The organism is Undibacterium sp. GW821-FHT11B02, from assembly GCF_058808955.1.
The window spans coordinates 1-18,023 of record NZ_JBXASD010000016.1 but is presented as its reverse complement, the minus strand read 5'-3'; the positions used below and the strand labels follow the sequence as shown (position 1 = coordinate 18,023).

General features: G+C 51.0%; 17 protein-coding genes. 10 read left to right on the top strand and 7 right to left on the bottom strand.

From position 1 onward, the window contains the following. Positions 1-24: 24 nt before the first annotated feature. Positions 25-2,574 carry a chemotaxis protein CheW gene (locus AC1RVX_RS26390; RefSeq protein WP_493219565.1) on the bottom strand — a complete coding sequence of 850 codons (2,550 nt, stop codon included), beginning with the start codon at positions 2,572-2,574 and terminating at the stop codon, positions 25-27. Positions 2,575-3,329: 755 nt separating this feature from the next. Here AC1RVX_RS26390 and AC1RVX_RS26385 point away from each other — a divergent pair. Then, on the top strand, positions 3,330-3,686 hold the full coding sequence (locus AC1RVX_RS26385; RefSeq protein WP_493219564.1) for a hypothetical protein: 357 nt from the start codon (positions 3,330-3,332) through the stop codon (positions 3,684-3,686). Between the two features lie 24 nt (positions 3,687-3,710). Here the strand turns inward: AC1RVX_RS26385 and AC1RVX_RS26380 are convergent, their stop codons facing one another. Beyond that, positions 3,711-4,079 (bottom strand): hypothetical protein, encoded by a 369-nt coding sequence (locus AC1RVX_RS26380; RefSeq protein ID WP_493219563.1) that lies wholly within the window; start codon positions 4,077-4,079, stop codon positions 3,711-3,713. Next, on the bottom strand, positions 4,076-5,548 hold the full coding sequence (locus AC1RVX_RS26375) for an MFS transporter (RefSeq protein WP_493219562.1): 1,473 nt from the start codon (positions 5,546-5,548) through the stop codon (positions 4,076-4,078). The genes AC1RVX_RS26380 and AC1RVX_RS26375 overlap by 4 nt, the downstream gene beginning before the upstream one ends. 201 nt (positions 5,549-5,749) lie before the next feature. Here AC1RVX_RS26375 and AC1RVX_RS26370 point away from each other — a divergent pair, with 201 nt between their 5' ends. The 3 genes from AC1RVX_RS26370 (at position 5,750) to AC1RVX_RS26360 (ending at position 7,872) form a co-directional block, all read left to right on the top strand. Beyond that, complete coding sequence (locus AC1RVX_RS26370) at positions 5,750-6,688, top strand: AraC family transcriptional regulator (protein WP_493219561.1); 939 nt, start codon at positions 5,750-5,752, stop codon at positions 6,686-6,688. A 211-nt stretch (positions 6,689-6,899) separates the two neighbouring features. Continuing rightward, the gene (locus tag AC1RVX_RS26365; protein ID WP_493219560.1) at positions 6,900-7,409 is read left to right on the top strand and encodes a Crp/Fnr family transcriptional regulator; all 510 of its coding nucleotides are present in this window, start codon (positions 6,900-6,902) and stop codon (positions 7,407-7,409) included. Positions 7,410-7,572: 163 nt separating this feature from the next. Beyond that, the gene (locus tag AC1RVX_RS26360) at positions 7,573-7,872 is read left to right on the top strand and encodes a hypothetical protein (RefSeq protein WP_493219559.1); all 300 of its coding nucleotides are present in this window, start codon (positions 7,573-7,575) and stop codon (positions 7,870-7,872) included. Between the two features lie 192 nt (positions 7,873-8,064). Here the strand turns inward: AC1RVX_RS26360 and AC1RVX_RS26355 are convergent, their stop codons facing one another. Together AC1RVX_RS26355 and AC1RVX_RS26350 are read right to left on the bottom strand one after the other, a co-directional pair. Then, complete coding sequence (locus AC1RVX_RS26355; protein ID WP_493219558.1) at positions 8,065-8,301, bottom strand: hypothetical protein; 237 nt, start codon at positions 8,299-8,301, stop codon at positions 8,065-8,067. A gap of 133 nt (positions 8,302-8,434) precedes the next feature. Beyond that, positions 8,435-9,409, bottom strand: a complete 975-nt coding sequence (locus tag AC1RVX_RS26350; RefSeq protein ID WP_493219557.1) for an alpha/beta fold hydrolase — start codon at positions 9,407-9,409, stop codon at positions 8,435-8,437. A 144-nt stretch (positions 9,410-9,553) separates the two neighbouring features. On the opposite strand from AC1RVX_RS26350, the gene AC1RVX_RS26345 reads away from it, so the two are divergent. From AC1RVX_RS26345 to AC1RVX_RS26320, 6 genes are all read left to right on the top strand, one after another. Further along, on the top strand, positions 9,554-10,426 hold the full coding sequence (locus AC1RVX_RS26345; protein WP_493219556.1) for a helix-turn-helix domain-containing protein: 873 nt from the start codon (positions 9,554-9,556) through the stop codon (positions 10,424-10,426). Between the two features lie 723 nt (positions 10,427-11,149). Continuing rightward, positions 11,150-12,397 (top strand): cytochrome-c peroxidase, encoded by a 1,248-nt coding sequence (locus tag AC1RVX_RS26340; RefSeq protein WP_493219555.1) that lies wholly within the window; start codon positions 11,150-11,152, stop codon positions 12,395-12,397. A gap of 53 nt (positions 12,398-12,450) precedes the next feature. Further along, on the top strand, positions 12,451-13,806 hold the full coding sequence (locus AC1RVX_RS26335) for a porin family protein (RefSeq protein ID WP_493219554.1): 1,356 nt from the start codon (positions 12,451-12,453) through the stop codon (positions 13,804-13,806). A gap of 9 nt (positions 13,807-13,815) precedes the next feature. After that, a complete protein-coding gene (locus tag AC1RVX_RS26330) occupies positions 13,816-14,352 on the top strand; it encodes an FMN-binding protein (protein ID WP_493219553.1) in 537 nt (178 codons plus the stop codon). Next, entirely contained in the window at positions 14,349-15,179 is an 831-nt protein-coding gene (locus tag AC1RVX_RS26325; protein WP_493219552.1) for an FAD:protein FMN transferase, read from the top strand. Before AC1RVX_RS26330 ends, AC1RVX_RS26325 begins: the two co-directional genes overlap by 4 nt. A gap of 27 nt (positions 15,180-15,206) precedes the next feature. After that, the gene (locus AC1RVX_RS26320; protein ID WP_493219551.1) at positions 15,207-15,689 is read left to right on the top strand and encodes a DUF4405 domain-containing protein; all 483 of its coding nucleotides are present in this window, start codon (positions 15,207-15,209) and stop codon (positions 15,687-15,689) included. 1,299 nt (positions 15,690-16,988) lie between these two features. On the opposite strand, the gene AC1RVX_RS26315 is transcribed toward AC1RVX_RS26320, so the two are convergent. Then, a complete protein-coding gene (locus AC1RVX_RS26315) occupies positions 16,989-17,834 on the bottom strand; it encodes an MBL fold metallo-hydrolase (RefSeq protein ID WP_493219550.1) in 846 nt (281 codons plus the stop codon). Between the two features lie 12 nt (positions 17,835-17,846). Then, entirely contained in the window at positions 17,847-18,023 is a 177-nt protein-coding gene (locus tag AC1RVX_RS26310; protein ID WP_493219632.1) for a tautomerase family protein, read from the bottom strand.

The window sequence follows — 18,023 nt, the reverse complement described above, 5'->3', positions numbered from 1 at the left end:
GTACCACCCTTAAACAGGTTTGCGTCAAGTCACCACCAATTCGTCTTCCCTGGTCGTCAAGGTGGCAAACAAATATGCAACGTCCATCACTTGAATCAGCAGCTTGCCAGCATTGGCCTTGATGACTTTGGTGACAAGTCTGCTGGTGTTGCCAGAAAAAGGTGCGGGTGTGATCTGTACGGGATTGAATTGTGGTACGCCGTGCAGGCCGCTGACCAACAGGCCTATCATTTGTCCGCCAAAGCGCACAATGATGACCTGATGGTGATTGGCGATGACGACTGGCTTGCCGCGCATGGCATGGCCCAGATCGAATACCCAGACATAATTCTTTTGATCGTTATCACGTTCCGGTACGATCAAGCCTATGCGTTCCGCTCGCCCATTCATTGATGCCATGGACACCTTTGATGCCGGCAAAGCTTCCAGTACATATTCTGAGGGTAATGCGAACAAGCTATTGTCAATAAAGAAGGTGGCGAACTCTTCATTATCAGCTTCAACTGATGCTTCAGAAATGAGTGTGGTGTCCGCTTTGTTGATGCTGGCATAGTCCCGTACCGGGCCAAAGCTATTGAAGACAATTGCCAGTATGTCTTCATGATAGCCGTCAGAAACCTTGAATTCACGATAGCCGCTTGATACCGTGCAACCCATGACAGCATAGTGTCCGTCATGAACAAGAATGCGCGACGCGCTGCTACCGTTTGCCAATGCAAGCAGTGAGTCGTCAATTTCCAGGCTGCTGCCAACCGGGCGACTGGCATCGGTACTGGACAGGATGATGCCTTGCCGGTTGATAAAGAAGGCGCTGGTATTGTCTTTGTTGCCCATGCCGCTTTTCAGCATTGCAGAAAATTCTGGTGCCGAGTCAAAAATAATACCAATGCCTCCTATCACTTGAGCATCGTCATCCAGGTCACGAATTGCAGCATGATAAATATAGGTCGGCTCGTCTTCATACATGGGGGTCGCCGAGAACGGTGTTACGTAGTAATCCTGCTCTGTGCGCAACGCCAAAACCTGTGACAGGGTCTCTGTGTCGATATGGGTACCAATCGCTGGGTCCATTTCCTGATCGGGCAGGGACAGTTGACTGCTGGCGATAATCTGACCGCTGTCATCATAAATAAAGATGCGGGTGTATACCGTATACAGGCGATTGATGTATTTCAATATACCGTTAACGTCGGCCATGGTTTCCCAATCCCGTTCCGGGTTCGCCAATACCCGGCGCAGTTCAGGCGTCAATGCCCACCAGCGGCAATCATCTGCCCTTTCATATAAATTTCTGTCCAGCAGATCAACCAGCAGATGCGAAACAAATTCTGCGTCGCGCATGCCAGATGCCAATACCGTTTCGTAAAGATCGGCAATTGATTTGGCAAACAACTCATCGCTGCGCGCTCCAGTGTCGCTGATCTGGTCAAGTATGGTCTTCAGCTTCTGCATCTCATTCGTTTGGCCTGCGGTCATGACCTTGCCGTTCCATACCACGCAACGTATGGTCTCAGCTGCCATCATGATTTCGTGCAAAGGCGGGCAAAATGAATGTGCGTGGCTTAACAGACCTTCGGCCACTGAAGGACTTAATTCGTTCAAATGATTGCTGCTGGCTTCAGTAAATGCCACCTCCACCGGCACCATCACTTGTCCTTGCCAGCCGGGTGGTCCCATATAGCCCTGGTAGCCCACAGCCGGAAAAGTCCGCACCAGATATTCGCGTCCGGCATACATCATCAGTTCTGGTTCGCTACTGTAGTTCACAGGAACGCTGACACCTACAGGTATCCAGTTTCTGTCTGCACTTGCTATTACTTGATTGCTGGCATCCAGCAACAGCATGTTGGCACGCCCGGATGGGTCACGGTGCGACTTGAATATGCCTGCCATTTCCTGCTCAAAGTTAAAGCACAGGCATAGCACACCTACTACCACCCCAGTTTCAGGGTGCAGCATGCGACGTGAATAAATCAGGGCTTTCTCTTTACCTGGCCGCAGATCACTGGCTCTGAAAGTTTCTACGTAAGTATTTGAGGCAAGGGTTGCAGCCAGCAAGGGATCCGTGCTGGCTTCCAGCGGGGTGGCTTCGTCAATTTGCACCAGTACATTGCCTGCCACATCCAGCAGAATGATTTCATCGTACACCGTATATTTGTTGCGATAAGCACGCAACCTGGCACGTATCTTTCCCTGCATATCATGTAAGCCGGCAGTAAAGGCGCACAGCTCATTATCAGTCGCCAGAAAACCGATGTCGGCAGTGCGCTCATACAAATTGCGGACGACTATATCAATCACATATTGTGCCTTGGTACCGATTGCACCTAATGCAGTAGATACTTTTTCATGTACCAGACTGGTCACCAGTTCCTGCTCCAGACGATTGAAACCATCACGTGTAGCGGCCATGGTTGGTAATACCGCTTTGGCTTCGCTTGCGCAGGTCATTTTTGCAGTTGCTTCTATCATGCGCCACATCAAATTCAATTCATGCAGAGCCTGTTCACACCTGATTACATTGCGCATGTAAGGTAAAAAAGTATCGATCTGGAGCGGAGTAGTATTGTTCATTTTGCGAAACCCTTTGAGAGTTGTTTTCTTTCGAAAGTGAAATAGGGTGTAGTCGAAATAAACCGACACATACCGCTATGACCGGAAAAAAATTAATGCAAAAAGTCAACGTCGAAACTGCAAGTTTCAAGTGGAGCCAGTGGTGTTGGCACCTGATTGATCACGTCCATGAGCGATTGCTATCGCTGTGGATTTGCGCCCTTGTGGGCGCTTCAATCTCTTCTGCGTCACGAACAAATATGTCAGAGCGCATATAACGATGAACCGCTTGTCATTTTCAAGGGCCTGCGCAGAATTGCTTCAACTGCGTAAGCCCTATGTATAAAAAACTGGCGTAGCGCATCAACAGGTTGTTGATGCACAAAGACATGCACAAACATGGTGCGCACGCTCGATTCAAGTTTGTTTTTTTATGCCCCTTCTACGTAAATGATGACTATTTATGCCGCTATGAAATTGAAATGACTGGCCTTTGGTGACCGCTATGCTGGCCACCTGTGTTCATTCAATATGTGTCGCATTTCCCCAGGTGCAGTTTTTCGCTATATATCACTGAGGTGAATGTCCTGCCTTCATATACATCTGTACTGCATCCAGAATCGGCATGTTTGTCTTCAACTTCTGCTGCGAAATGAGTTTTATGTGATTCATTAATATATTTTTTGCTAATGTCATATGTTGCATTGGCAGATGCTTACGCATTGTGTGAACGCAATTCTTATGCCAGTGCCAGTAACGTTTGCAAAGGCACAATCATGTGTATTTTTGGTAAGCGAAATGGCAGGCGGCAGCGTCGCTTTATCATCGTTCACTATGTTGATCGCTTGGCCAAAGTGCGGTCCGGTTCAGAGCACAGCGGTGCTTGTGTCGTATATATTTTGCGGGAGCAGGCAGTGAAGGATGGTGATGAAAGTTTAGCGACGAAATTGAATAAAATTAGGTTGGATATGCGTTTGCTGATTCGTCAGGAAATGACTTTAATTTCTGTCGTTATCGTTTTCTTGGCGATAAGGATATGCGTTCCAGATCGACAAGGTGTGAGCTTTGAAACATTATCGCTTGCTGAAAAAAATCCGGGAAGGAAAACGGCAGTCAAGCTATTTTCCTTCTGATACGTAATATTTGAATGTGTTGACCTACGAGACGATAAATTGATAGTCACTGATGATGCGACCATTCGCGTCGATCTGTAGAAATTCCAAGCCGACGGCAAGCACTTCAGCCGTGGCTGGTCTTATCATCTCCCAGTTGAACGTGACTATCCCCTGCAGTGCCTGTGCGTTCATCACGGGTCTGAACACATAAGCACCGTCACGCACATTCTTGTTGTGCGAGCCGGTGATGCGTTCCTCCAGTGCCGTATAGCCGCGCGCTTCGCGTGTCGTTATGTAATGAACGCCATCGGGTCGCCAGAGCTGGGCGATGGCGTCGCAACGCGCTGCCAGATCCGTTTCATTCCATACAGCGACGTAACGGTCAGCCAGTTGTTGAGCATTGATTTTCATGATAGTTCCTTGGTGAGTGTGGTTTGGCTGAAGTATCGGTACAGGGCGGCCACGCCCAGCGCCAATACAAGCAGGTACAACAGGCTTATGCCGAAGGCACGAGCAACGATAGCGAGACCAGTACCCTGACCAAGGGTGCCGTAATACAGGACACCGATCAGTGCGACGCCGAGCGCATTCCCCACTTGCTGCATGGTTGCCATGACGCCGGATGCAACGCCCGCATGTTGGGGTGGCAACCCGGCCAGTACGGTTGAGGCCAAGGGTGTCATCACCATCCCAAGGCCGCAACCCTGTACCAGAAGCATGGGCAGCATGATGGCCACGTTCTGAGCGGATAACTTGCCCAGCAGACCATACAGCGCGGCATGGCCGGCAGCCAACACCAGTGCGCCGGTAAAGATGGCGTGTCGTCCCAGCCTTTTTGCGAACCATGGCGAGGCCATAGAGGTTGCAAAGAAACCGACGGCAAGCGCGGTGAAGACCAGCCCCGAATCGAGTGCTGACAATCCCAGCCCCCGTTGCAGATACAGTGCCAGTACGAAGTAAAACGACGCGTTGCCTGCGAAGAACAGCAGCGTGATCAACAGGCCCAGCACGAAGGGCTTCTGAGCCAGCAGCGAAGGTGCAACCAAAGGCTGACCACCACGTGCTGCCAGTCGACGCTGGTAAGTCCAGAACACGAAGAGCAAAGGCACCGCTGTCGCCAGACAGATGAAACTCCACACAGGCCATCCTTCATCACGTCCCGCCACCAGAGGAAATACAAGGGCTGTCAGCGTTAACGCAACCAATGCCATGCCAGGCAGATCCAGGCGACTTGAACGCTGGCCCTGCATCGACGGCAACACACGTTTGCTCATTGCCAGCGCCAGCAAGCCGATTGGCAGGTTAATCAGGAAACAGCTACGCCAGCCCAGCCCTGCCACGTTGGCATGGATCAGCAAACCGCCGATGATCTGGCCACTTGCCGCCGCCAGCCCCATGGCCAGGCCATAGGCAGCGAACGCCTTTGCCCGTTGCTCCCCGGTGTAGAGCAGGCCCAGCATCGCCAGCACCTGCGGCTGCAGCAGTGCACCGGCCACGCCCTGTGCAATGCGCGCAGCGACCAGCACGACTGCGTTCGGGGCCATGCCGCACGCAGCGGATGCCAGGGTGAACAGACCTACTCCGATGATAAAGAGCCGCCGACGGCCATGGATGTCGCCCAGACGCCCGCCGGTGATCAGCATCGCCGCGTTGGCCAGGCCATAACCGATGACGATGAGCTGCAGCGCACCGGCGCTGGCGTGGAGATCGTGCTGAATAGATGGAATCGCAACGTTGACGATGAAAAAGTCGAGCACCACCATGAAGGTACCGCTAAGCATCACCAGTAGTGCAAGCACACTTGGACGCTGTTCGGCAACGGCAGAAGGCGGCGCGGTTGTAGTCGTTGGGAGGGGGGAGAGGGGGACGGTCTGTGACATGATATTAATCCTGTTCAAAGATGAGCGTTGGGCGCAGTGTATCCAGATCCAGGGGGACAGACCATTACCTGTGAGGTAATGGTTGCTAATCACCGGGCTAAGGAGCGAAATGCTGTTGGCTTCAATTTTAGGGTGATGATGATGGACACTCAATGCTCGCAGCGCTATAATTTTTGTCCAATCATCCAAAAAAACTCAGTCATGGATCCGCTTGACGAAATATTTGCTGCGATGCGTGTCGAAAACGCCCAGTATGCGCGGCTGGAGGCTACGGCCCCCTGGGGTCTGAGTACCCGGCGCGGTGACGACACGGCGCGCTTTGGTTTGATGTTGCGCGGCGGCTGCTGGCTGACGCTTGACGAAGACGCGGCTGACCAGGAACCCGTCGCCCTGGCAACAGGTGACTGTTTCGTCATTCCACACGGTCTGCCATACTCGCTGCGCGATGACCTGAAGTCCGCCACGCTTAACTGTGTCGATGTCATACGCACAAACATCGGTGGTGTGGTTCAGATTGGTGGTGGCGGCGCGGGTACCACCGTGATCAGCGGCTGGTTTAACTTCGACCCGTATGGTGCGCGGCCCCTGCTGGACCTGTTGCCGGCGCTGCTGCACATCCGCATGGACCAGGGCCAGACTCATCTGCTCCAGACTGCACTGCAATTGCTGGCGATGGAGACAGCGCAAAGAGGTCTCGGCTCTGGCCTGGTCGTTAGCCGCCTGGCCGACATTATCTTCGTGCAGGTGGTCCGGGCATATATCGCTACGCTAGACTCCGACACAGAGAGCGGATGGCTTGCAGCACTGTCAGACCGCCGCATCGGCGCAGCCTTGCATCTTCTGCACAAGGATGTCGCGTCCAGCTGGACCGTAGAGACACTGGCTGCAGTCGCTGGAATGTCGCGCTCCGGGTTCGCGCTACGCTTCAAGGAAAAGGTCGGTGAATCACCGCTCGAATACCTGACGCGCTGGCGCATGTTCCGTGCTGGCCATTTGCTGCGCCACACGGACAAACCTCTGGTAGACATTGCCGATAGTGTCGGCTACGAATCAGAGGCAGCCTTCAACAAGGCCTTTAAACGATTGACCGGAGCAGCACCCGGCGCGTTTCGCCGAAGCGCAAAGCTGGCTGCCGCGTGATGAACTGACGCAGTGATCGTCGATCCAATTTTGATCCGCAATGTAGTTCGTCCTGCAGCTGTTTTTTTGCCCGGACTGCGATAAACTATCAATCACAGTCAGCGAAGTTGGCGTGCCAGGCTAACTTGCCAAATTAACTTACTACCGGCCAGTAGGCTTAGTTGAACGTTCAATTTATGACAAGCAGAAATATTAAATTAACGGGTAAAAAATGAATCCAGATCATGTTTTGGAAGGCTTCCGCCTGGTGGGGATAGGCACGACATTTCAACGTGGTGACATATGCGACATGATTGCAGAATCCCAGTTGTTTGCGGATCTGGAGTGGAAGGACATCGAAGCTTTGGCGGGCTATCTGCAATGCTATGAAGTGTCAGCCAACGCCGTCGTGTTCAAGGAAGGTGAATCTGGTACCTACATGTTTTTGCTGGTGAAAGGCGAAGTCGAAATACTCAAGTCCGACCAGGACGGCATGCTGCACCGCATCGTCAAGGTAAGCCACGGCAAGACCGTGGGTGAAATGTCCATCATCGACGGCGAAAAACGTTCCGCTACCTGCGTTGCCTCACAAGCCAGCGTCTTGTTGCTGCTGACCAAAGACAACTACGCACGCATCATCAAGGAAGGGCCGGTGCTGGCTGTACACATCCTGTCAAGACTGGCAAAACTGATGAGCCAGCGCCTGCGCAGCGTGAGTGGACAGTTGGTTGAATATTTGTGAGTGGGGAATAGTAAAGAGCCGCACGTGTAGGGTGCGCCGCGCGCACCATGTTTGATGACCTTCTCTCGCATGGAAATGTGCCGTGAACGGAGGTGAATAAGCTAATGCAATCACATGAACGGTTATTATCGTTGCGTCCCGAGATTTGAGGGTTAAAAATAAAATGGACGAAATTAAAATTCGTAAGCTGGTTTCAAACCCAAATGCGCTGGTGCTTTCTTCAATCGAGAATTTGCTGGCAGAAAACGAGATTCGCTATTGTTTTTATCTTGAAGGCAGTGAAATTTTTTTTACTGCCTGTGCAAAAGAAAGTGCAGGGATTCGATCGGTTGCTTTTTCAGAAGAAATGGAAAAATTTCTTCATACCCTCTGCGTGTGCGACCCCAGTATCGTAAAGAAATTGGTTCGCCTCACTTGGGAGCATTTGGAAGGTAAAGATGTTGGGTCGGTATCATTGTTTTAGCACTTGGCTACGAATGATTTAGCGTAGTTGTATGCAAACATAAACTACGAATTCCAGAAGCACTGCACTACATAACTATGTCTCTTGGCAAAAACATATATACTTCCCAGATACAACAAAGGCTGTTAAAAGAGCGTCTACTGTTGACAATACATCTCACGGTGCGCATGGCGCACCCTACTAAAGAGCCCATCACTCTCGGTTAATCCGCTTCAACCTTTGCCCGAATACCGCCCAGATACAATCTTCGCCATCGACATTGCCGCAGATGACCCAGCCGGTACCTATCTTTTGCACTGTGGTCGCGCAGTCGAGTTCTGCACCAAGTTTTTTGGCCCAGTTCTCGGCGGCGCTTCTGCCTTTGAAAAGTTCATTTCCTTCAAAAATCACGGTGCCGTCGAAGACGGGGGCGGCGAATACGGTGTTCATACGGGTTCCTGACAATGATAAATGATGCGGTGTGCAGGTGGGCATTGTAACGCAGCATGGTATTCGCTTCGGCAGTGATTTCCGCTCTCATCTGTTTATCGCTATGGGTCGCCAGTGCAGACCAGTATGTTCATCACACTCCCCACAAGCGTCTGGCTTCTTCCGCAATCACATCCGGGAATTCCTCCTGAAAGAATAACTTCCCTTCTGGTACGACGCGTATACCGCGTGACTGTGGAAATGTGCGGTCAAGATACTCAGCATCGGCCAGGGAAAACAGGGTGTCGCTACCGCCCCACACTATTTTGACGGGGATGTGACTACGCTTGAGTTCTGCCTCTATACCCGCCAATGGGTTGGGTTCCAGCGCCAGGTGAAAGGCGTGATATTGCTGGCGGCTAAGTGGTGAACTGACCAGTGGCGTGACGTAATAGACGATGTTGTCATCGGTAAAAATTGCAGGGTTGTGGAATACGGCAGCGCCAAAGGTGGCACGCGCCATGGTTTTATCTGTCAACCATTTGGCGGTTTCGTCGGCCAGGGTGCCGGTGCGGGCCATGTTGATGGCTGGTTGCACACCTGCCGGCGGGCTGTCTGGTTCCACGTCGCAGTTTGTCAGCAACATGCTACGCACACGCTTTGGGTGGCGCACGGCAAATAGTTGCGCCACCGCGCCGCCACTGTCGCTGGCAACAATATCGACCACGCCGGCCTTCAGGTGATCCAGCAGGTTGATCAGCATCCCCAACTGGGCATCGGCTGTCAGTGATTGCTGCGCGGGAACTTGTGTGTAGCCCAGGCCCATGAAGTCGGGTGCGATGCAGCGGCGGTAAGGCGATAGCCTGTCTATCGCACCGCGCCACTGAAAACTATTCAACGGTGCACCATGCAAGAACAGCGCAGCATCACCCTGGCCTTGTTCTACATAGGCGATTTTGCCCTGGGGCAGACTAGTAAAGCGGCGCATTGCGCCAAATGCGGCTGCATCTGTCGTCTGTTGTAGTTTGTCTTGTTCAGCGGCCTTGACCAGCGCTGGCAGTGCCAGTGTTGCGGCGACACGGCTGGCAATGGCAGCGGGGGTGATTTGCAAGAAAAGTCGTCTTTTCATTTCAGTCTCCAGATGGGATGGCAAGTGGAGACGATGCTAGCAACATTGCTTTGCCACGGCGCGCACAAACAGCCGAACCCGAGCACAGACAGATGATTTGCGCTACATTAATACATCTTCTGGTATGCATACTTTGAGGGCGCGATGACCAGACCTGCATGCTATCCCCATCCTTCGCCAGCGCTGCTCAACAGTGCTGGCAACCATGATCTGCCTCTGCTCGATGTGCTGACTTCACCCGTACCAGTTGGCTTGTTCAATTCCCCTGTCGATGCCCGTCATGTGCTCTGCCTGCATCTCGGTGACCCTGTGCCCGTGTCTTACGGCGCTGGCAGGTATGAACGTCAGGGCGTGCGCCTGCATGGCCAGTTCTGTGTCGTACCTGGGGGCTCCAGCACACGCTGGACACTGACTCAGCCTGCTACATCTTTGCTGCTGCGCCTGTCGCCGCAGATACTGAGCGACACCGCAGAAGCTATGAACCTGGGCAACCAAAATGCTCTGCTGGCACCAGCCATACACATACGTGACCCACAGATAGAACGCTTAGGCTGGATGATGCAGGCAGAGGACCACGACGCCTATCCCGGTGGACGTATTTTTGCCGACAGCCTGGCGGTCGCACTGGCCGCCCGCCTGTTTGCCGTGCAGTCACGCAAGCCAGCCCCAGACCCGGTAGCGGGCCGCAGCTTACCGGCCTGGCGACTGCGCCACGTCATCGATTATGTAGAGACACATCTGGATAGCGACCTCAGCCTTGCCGAACTCGCTGCCGTGGCCGGCTTCAGCCTGTCACACTTCAAGTCACTGTTCAGACAGGCAACAGGCATGCCTGTACATAGCTATGTCATGCAGCGACGCCTGCACCGCGCACGCCAGCTCATGCTGGAAGGTAAACAGAGCATGACAGAAATAGCCATGGAAACAGGCTTCGCCCACCCCAGCCACCTGACCCGCAGCATGCGTCGGGTGTTGGGTTTGAGTCCGGCGCAAGTTCGGGGGATGATGACGCCGTAATATCATGCAGACGTGTTTATCTTGATTTACAGGTGATGTTGTTTGAGAGGAAAGTTGAATTTCTTGATCGGCGGGAAAGCAACCATCCTGAAGTGATGAAGCGTAGCCAATCTACGAAAATACCAACCTAGGACAAATATAAAAACGGCCCATTATCTTGAAAATAATGAGCCATTTTTTTAACTCTTCTATTCTTAAACTTTCACATCCATCATCCATCTCCACCTCGTGCACATGCTAATCAGTATGGTAGTTGGATCGTATCTGTGCGCAAGACAGGTGGAATGTAAAACGCATGCTGCTCAACATGCAGCAGGTGCAATCTAATGAAATAGACACCGCCCCCATCTCTCTCGATTAATCCGCTTCAACTTTTGCACGAATGCCGCTCAGATACAATCTGTGCTATCTACGTTAGTACTGATGACCCCGCCAATACCTATCTTCTGCATTGTGGGTACGCAATCGAGTTCCACACCAATTTTTTCCCAATTCTCGGCGACGCTTCTGTCTTTGGAAAATTCATTGCCTCCAAGAATTACGGTCCTTTTAAATACAGGGCGGCGAATACATTGTTTCGGGTGGTATAGGACCAGATTTTAGTGCCAATCTGCAACAGATAGGTTGCAGAGCTTGCTTGGTGAATGATTATTAACTTATAATAACAATCATTCTCATTTACATTTATATTTCTCCTTCCAGGACACACCTACGGATTCAACGATGTCATTTACTTCAGATATCCTGAAAAGGATTGTCGCGCTACCTTATTTTTCTCAACAGCTGCCTGCTACGGTTATTACCGGACTTGTGTTGAGTTTGGCTGCGTGTGGGGGAGGTGGTAGCAATACCGCCGTCAGTAGTACATCTGTAGTCCCTGATGTCAGTATGAGTGCGGCGGCGCAATTGGGTGAGAAAATCTTCAAGGATGCGAGCTTGTCAGCTTCTGGCAAGATGTCTTGTGCAACTTGTCATGATGCTGACAATGCCCATGCACAAAAGAATAACCTGAGCGTGCAACTGGGAGGACCAAATCTCGACGTGCCAGGTTTTCGCGCCGTGCCATCCTTGCGCTACCTGGATCTGACACCAGCTTTCTTTTTTGCAGCCGATGGCACACCTACAGGTGGTTTTACCCGCGACGGCAGGGCTAATACGTTGGCGCAACAGGCAGAAACACCTCTCCTGGCAGCACATGAAATGGCCAATAAAGACAGGGCAGATGTAGTCGCAAAACTGCAAAGAGCAATTTACGTGAACGAATTCAGGTCGACCTTTGGGAACGCTATTTTTGACAATACTGATACAGCGTTTGAGCGTATTTTGTTCGCCCTGCAGCAATACCAGAAAGAGGACAGCGAATTTCATCCCTATGACTCAAAGTATGATCAGTTCCTCGCTGGTCGCGTTAAGCTAAATGATGCAGAGTTGCGTGGTCTTGCATTATTCAACAATCCAGTCAAAGGCAATTGCGCGGCTTGCCACGCCAGCAGTAAAGGGGCGAATGGTGCCGCGCCTTTGTTTACAGATTTCACCTTCGATAATCTCGGTATGCCGCGCAATACAGACATTCCGGCCACTGCGAACCCCGCTTATTTTGATTTGGGTCTGTGTGGTCCAGATCGTACCGATCTCACTACACGTGCTGACTTGTGTGGCGCTTTCAAGGTACCAACTCTGCGCAATGTGGCAACCCGTAAAGTTTTTTTCCATAACGGCAAATTCAAGACTTTGCGGGAAACGGTGAGTTTTTATGTGCGTCGCGATACCAATCCTGAAGAGTGGTTCCCCTACGGCGCTGACGGTAATGTCATCAAGTTCAATGACTTGCCAGCCGCTTATATTGGCAATGTGAATACCAAGGAAGTGCCCTACAACCGCCAACGCGGCATGGCCGCGGCCTTGTCGCAGGATGAAGTGGATGATGTTGTCAAGTTCCTGGCAACACTCAATGACGGCTACAAACCTTGAGCCATTGAACTGGTCAACGTCACATAGAAATTTTGAATAACTGGAAAACCACCATGAAAAAATCATTCTTAGCCAAAGCTACCTTAGTAACCCTGATCTCTGGCGCATTTGCTGCTCCTGTTCATGCTGGTGAAGCCGAATTGCTACAAAAAATAGAAAAGCTGGCGGCAGAGCTGGAAGCCATCAAGACGGAACTGGCGGCAACTCGCAGAAAAACAGAAGTGGTTGAGCAAAAACAAGATGTCATGATCAGTAATGCAGCCAAGGCGCAGACGGTCTCACCTGTCGCGCCAATTGCACCGTTGGCGTCAGCCCAAACTACTGACAGTGGCAATGAAGGCTTACACAAAGCTATGCAACAAACTGTCGTCAGCAGTTATGGCGAAATTAATTACACCCGCCCGCGTGAAGCCAGTAACCAGGCACAAACGGATGTCGCACGCGCGGTGATAGGTATCACCCATCGCTTCAGTGAAAAAACCAAAATGGTGGCCGAGTTTGAATGGGAGCATGCGGTTACTTCCAAAAGCGACAATGGCGAGAGCGAAGTCGAACAATTGTATGTCGAGCATGAAATCAAACCTGGCCTGTCTGCCAAGGCAGGCTTGTTCCTGATGCCGGTAGGCTTCATCAATACCAGTCACGAACCGACTGCTTACTATGGTGTACAACGTAATTTTGTCGAAACTGCGATTATTCCCTCGACCTGGCGTGAAGCAGGTTTTGGCTTGTCCGGCTCTCACGACAATGGCCTGAGCTGGGACATTGGTCTGACCACCGGTTTTGATTTGACCAAGTGGGATGCCAATTCAAGTGATGGCCGTGAATCACCTTTGCGCGCCATCCACCAAGAAGGCCAACAGGCCAAATCGCGTGACCTGAGCATGCATGCAGCCGCTAATTGGCGTGGTGTACCTGGTCTGTTGTTGGGGGGATCGATATTTTCTGGCAAGGTTGGTCACGCCACGACTGACTTTGCAGCAAATGATGCACGCGTCACACTGTGGGATGTGCATGCCCGCTACAATCCAGGCAAGCTTGACCTGACTGCCTTGTATGCACGTGGCACCATCAGTAATACCGATGCCCTGAACCTGACTTTTGTTGGTCAACCCAATCCGGTACCGTCGGCATTTGCAGGCTGGTATCTGCAGGGTGCTTACCAACTGTGGAAGAATGAAGACTATAGCCTGACACCTTTCCTGCGTTATGAACAGTTTAATACTGCCAAATCTTATTCAGCCATGCCTTTGGGTTTGGGTGTTGCCACTGGTCCGGATGAAAAAGTGACTACGGTCGGTGCCAGCTTCAAGATCGGTGAGGGTGTGGTACTGAAGGCGGATTATCAGAAATTTAAACAGGACAGTAGCCGTGATCGTTATAATCTCGGCGCCGGTTACTCTTTCTGATATGAATTTATGTCCAAGCTTGCTCCCTTATCCTTAATTGCTGTTGCTGGCATCAGTGGCAATGCTTTTGCTACGCAATACCTGAGTATGGAGCAGGCACAGCAGACGATATTTCCCGACGCCAGCAGTTTTAAACCATTACCGTTGCAGCTTGATGCGGCACAAATGAAGCAGGTAGAAAAACTGGCAGGCCTGCCCACGCGCTCCGTTGCCTGGCGCGCAGTCGCTGCTTACAAGGACGATAAATTGCTGGGTTACATCGTATTTGATGATGTGATAGGCAAGTTTGAATTGATTTCCTATGCCGTGGGCTTGCAAGCAGATACTAGTGTGCGTCAGGTTGAAATACTCGCTTATCGCGAAAGTCATGGTTTCGAAATTCGTAATGCCAACTGGCGCAAGCAATTTGTTGGCAAGACAGCTACCAGTGGACTGGCGATAGGTGAGGGTATTGCTAATATCAGTGGTGCTACCTTGTCTTGTGCACATGTCACTGATGGGGTGAGGCGTATAGCGGCGATTGCCCAGGTCGTCCTTAAGAAATGAAACGCCGTGCCCAACCAGGACTGGGTACGCTGGTTGAAATCAGTTTGCACGATGATCTGGATGAGTTGCAAAGCCATGCGGCCTTCCAGGCAGGTTTTGCGGCGATACATGAAATCCATCATCTGATGAGCTTTCATACACCGGACAGTGACATTAGCCGTTATAACCAGGCGGCTGTTGGTGCACTGCTAGAAATTAGTGCTCATACTGCTAAGGTACTGATCGCTGCCAAGCAATTGCATCAAGTATCAGAAGGTCTGTTTGATATCCGTGTCGCCAGGCGTCTGGTTGAATGGGGTTATTTGCCTGCCCCTGCAACAGTACGCTCCTGTACTACTCCCAGCGACGTTGCAGAGATGTATGACCTGCCATCTGATGGTGAGATTGAAAAATGTAGTGATGACTGGCTGGACTTGGGCGGCATTGCAAAAGGTTATGCTGTTGATTGTGCCATTGCTGCCTTGCAGGCGCATGGTGTGCGACATGCCTGCGTGAATGCTGGCGGAGATTTACGTGTGCTGGGCCAGGCTCAGACTGTGTTGATACGTGATCCAGCTTATCCGCAAAGTGCAGCAAGACAAGTGCAACTGGCCGATAGTGCCATGGCGACTTCGGCCAGCTATTTTTCTCGCAAAGACAGGGCAGGGAGTGTGTTGAGTGCGCTGGTACACCCAATTATAGGCAAGGCAATTGTTGATCAGCATAGCTACACCGTCGTCGCACCAAATTGCTTATTGGCCGATGCGCTGACCAAGGTGATTGCGGCTAGCGGCAATGTACAGCACCCGTGTTTGTCCCTGTATGATGCAGAAGCTTTTATAATTTGAACCTGTTCCCCTGCCAGATTGCCTTACATGCGTACCAATAAACACAGCCTGCATCACCGTCCTTTGAGGGCTGCCACCAGCCAGCATTTCAAGCTTGAAAGCTGGCACAGATACGCGCAATACGCGCTGGTGACAGCGCTGTTCATCAGCGGAATTGCCTGGTTGTTGGCGCATTACTACTTGCGTGTTGCGGGTGAGTTTGGTGAAAATATTCATCCGTTGGAACACTGGGCCATGCAAGCCCATGGGGCGTTCATCATTCCTCTGAGTTTCCTTACAGGCGGTTTGCTGTTCCAGCACATGCGGCGTGCCCACCGTGCACGGCGGAATCGCAATAGTGGCTGGAGTATGATTTTCACCTTCGTCTGGCTGGCGCTGACAGGCTATGCCCTGTATTACTTCGCTAGCGAAGCCTTGCGCCCTTACTGGTCTGTGGCACACTGGATGATCGGTTTAATGTTACCTCTAATTTTGTGGCTGCATATACGCTTGGGGCGCCACCCCTTCTAATAAATAAAGTTGCCACTTCTTCTTATTCTGACTGGAACATGAGATGCCGCGTGCAAAAAAACTATTTCCTGTATGTCGTCCCATCAATGATTACAGCATAAATACGCGATTCTGATTCTATGCGCCTCCTACGAAATTGCAAAGGCCAGACATAAAAAGCGGCTCATTATTGTCAATAATGAGCCGCTTTTTATACGTATATTTTACACCTTCACATCCGTTGTGAACAATCAGAAGTTATTGAGAAATAACGTTTAAATCAAGCAATATTATTCAGAAGTAAATGAGAAAAAAGTCAGCAATTAATGAGAATATTTAACGACATCTAAAATCCCGATCTGAAAACTATTTACAATTCCCCGGTAGATGACATGTTTGCTCCAGGGGAGGTGATCGTGAACAGTAGAATCTGTTTAGCTTGTGGCGAATCATTTCCGAGTCGTCCCCAAAATCCCACGCAGACATACTGCTCTAAGAAGGCTTGCCAGTTAAAGCGGCGCGGTACCTGGCAAAAACTTAAACTCCAGCCCTAACCGATGAATACGATCAATCGACTGCAGATAATGAGCCGCGTTATAGTTTCTGTCCAAATAAATCGCATGATGGCTTGCCCTATGCAGACTAATGCTTTCGCTACAAGCGGCTGGATTAGCAATTGCAACGCGACAATCTGGATCATTGTGAAAACGATTAATTGCGTATTCCCCAACAGCAATTAATGGATTAATTGTATGTCTTAGAAAAATTATTGAGGCAGGACACGAGTTGAGTGAAAGTTCTCATAGAAATATGTTAAAAGCTATTGATGAAATGGATTTTTCGGCGTTCAAATCTAGCCAATGGCAAAAGCTTGGTGCTCAACTTTATTCATCGCATTACAAATAGATGTCCATTGAGAATGGTCTGTGACCTCAAGAGCATTTCAGATTTACAAGGCTAGTGTTTCCATTTGCTACCTTGCGAATGCTGCCAGTGTTGAGTTTGCATGCTGATGGTCAGTATGTCGACATATACTGCCATGTGAGTTTGAGTCACGTCACGCACTTGATCACGTACCCAATACCAATGATGTACTGATAGGTCATATTTTCCTAGCGCACGGGAAATAGATATGTTCGTGTGCTACCTACTCAAGCGTTTATTTTAACCAAATTCTTTATCGCACAGTAAGACTTTATGGACCGAACAGTGTTAGACGTGGCGGAACAAAAAATTAGCGTCGAATATGCTAGCGGATGGTTCATGCGCTTGAGAAGAGCATAAACCATCTGTACCGGGCATTACGAAGGCTTTGCGGCGTTAGCGGCAGCCCACAGGGAGCCCGGGATTAACCCGATCCGGGTAAAGCTCAAGCATGGCGTCATAGAGGTCTCGCGCACTCGCCGCCGATTGCAAGGATTTGTTGAAATCGAGAATGTATTTCCGGGTTTCCTCAATGTGTCTCGGGTCGCTATCGGGATCAAGTACACCGTGTCCAGCGACTACCGAACGGGGATGCAGCGATTCGACCTTGTCGAGTGCCGCAAGCCATTCCTCACGGGCAGCTGCATCACATTCCGCCAGATAGGGGTGCGTGTTGTTATAGACACAGTCGCCTGAGACGACGAGATCGATCGAAGGAACATGAAGACAAGTCGTGCTGACTGTATCGGTGTGTCCAAGTTGCACAACCACCAATTTTTGCCCTTCGAGTTCCAGCTCGTTTCCCTCCAGAACATCGGGGACGACCAGTTCTTTTGGAATCAGGCCGGGGAACCGCGTTTCCCAGAAGGTCCTGATGAAATCGGGATCGACCTGCTTGCGGATACCTTCGGCGATAGCTGGACTGGCGACCGCCTTGGCATTCGGGAACCGGTCAAGCAGCAGCTTTAGGCCGAAGAAATGGTCCCCGTGGGCATGCGTCACATAGATCGTGGTGAGATTCTTGCCACTCTCGGCGACCCATTCCACTAGTTCCTTCGACTGTTCCTCAGAGAGGAAGGTGTCGACGAGGATTGCATCCCGCTCACCATAAATCAGGGTCACCGTACCGCTCACCCATGCCAGTGCCTCTTTCCCCGGTGGAAGTCCCTGGGTTGAACTCCCGCGTTTCTTGGTCAGCAGCTTCCATTTCAGAGTAGCGTAGGCGATGTTTGTTGAGGCCATGATCAGTCCTTCTTACTTGTTTACCCAAGGCATGGAAAGGTCGATGTCAGAGACCAGCTTCCCACCACCGAAGCTCATGCTCTCCAAGGGAATGGCATACATCATCAGGGTAACATCGTCCTGGCTGACGCCAACCTTTTCTACTGCATATCGGGTAACCAACTCCGCGAGCTTGCGTTTCTGCTCCAC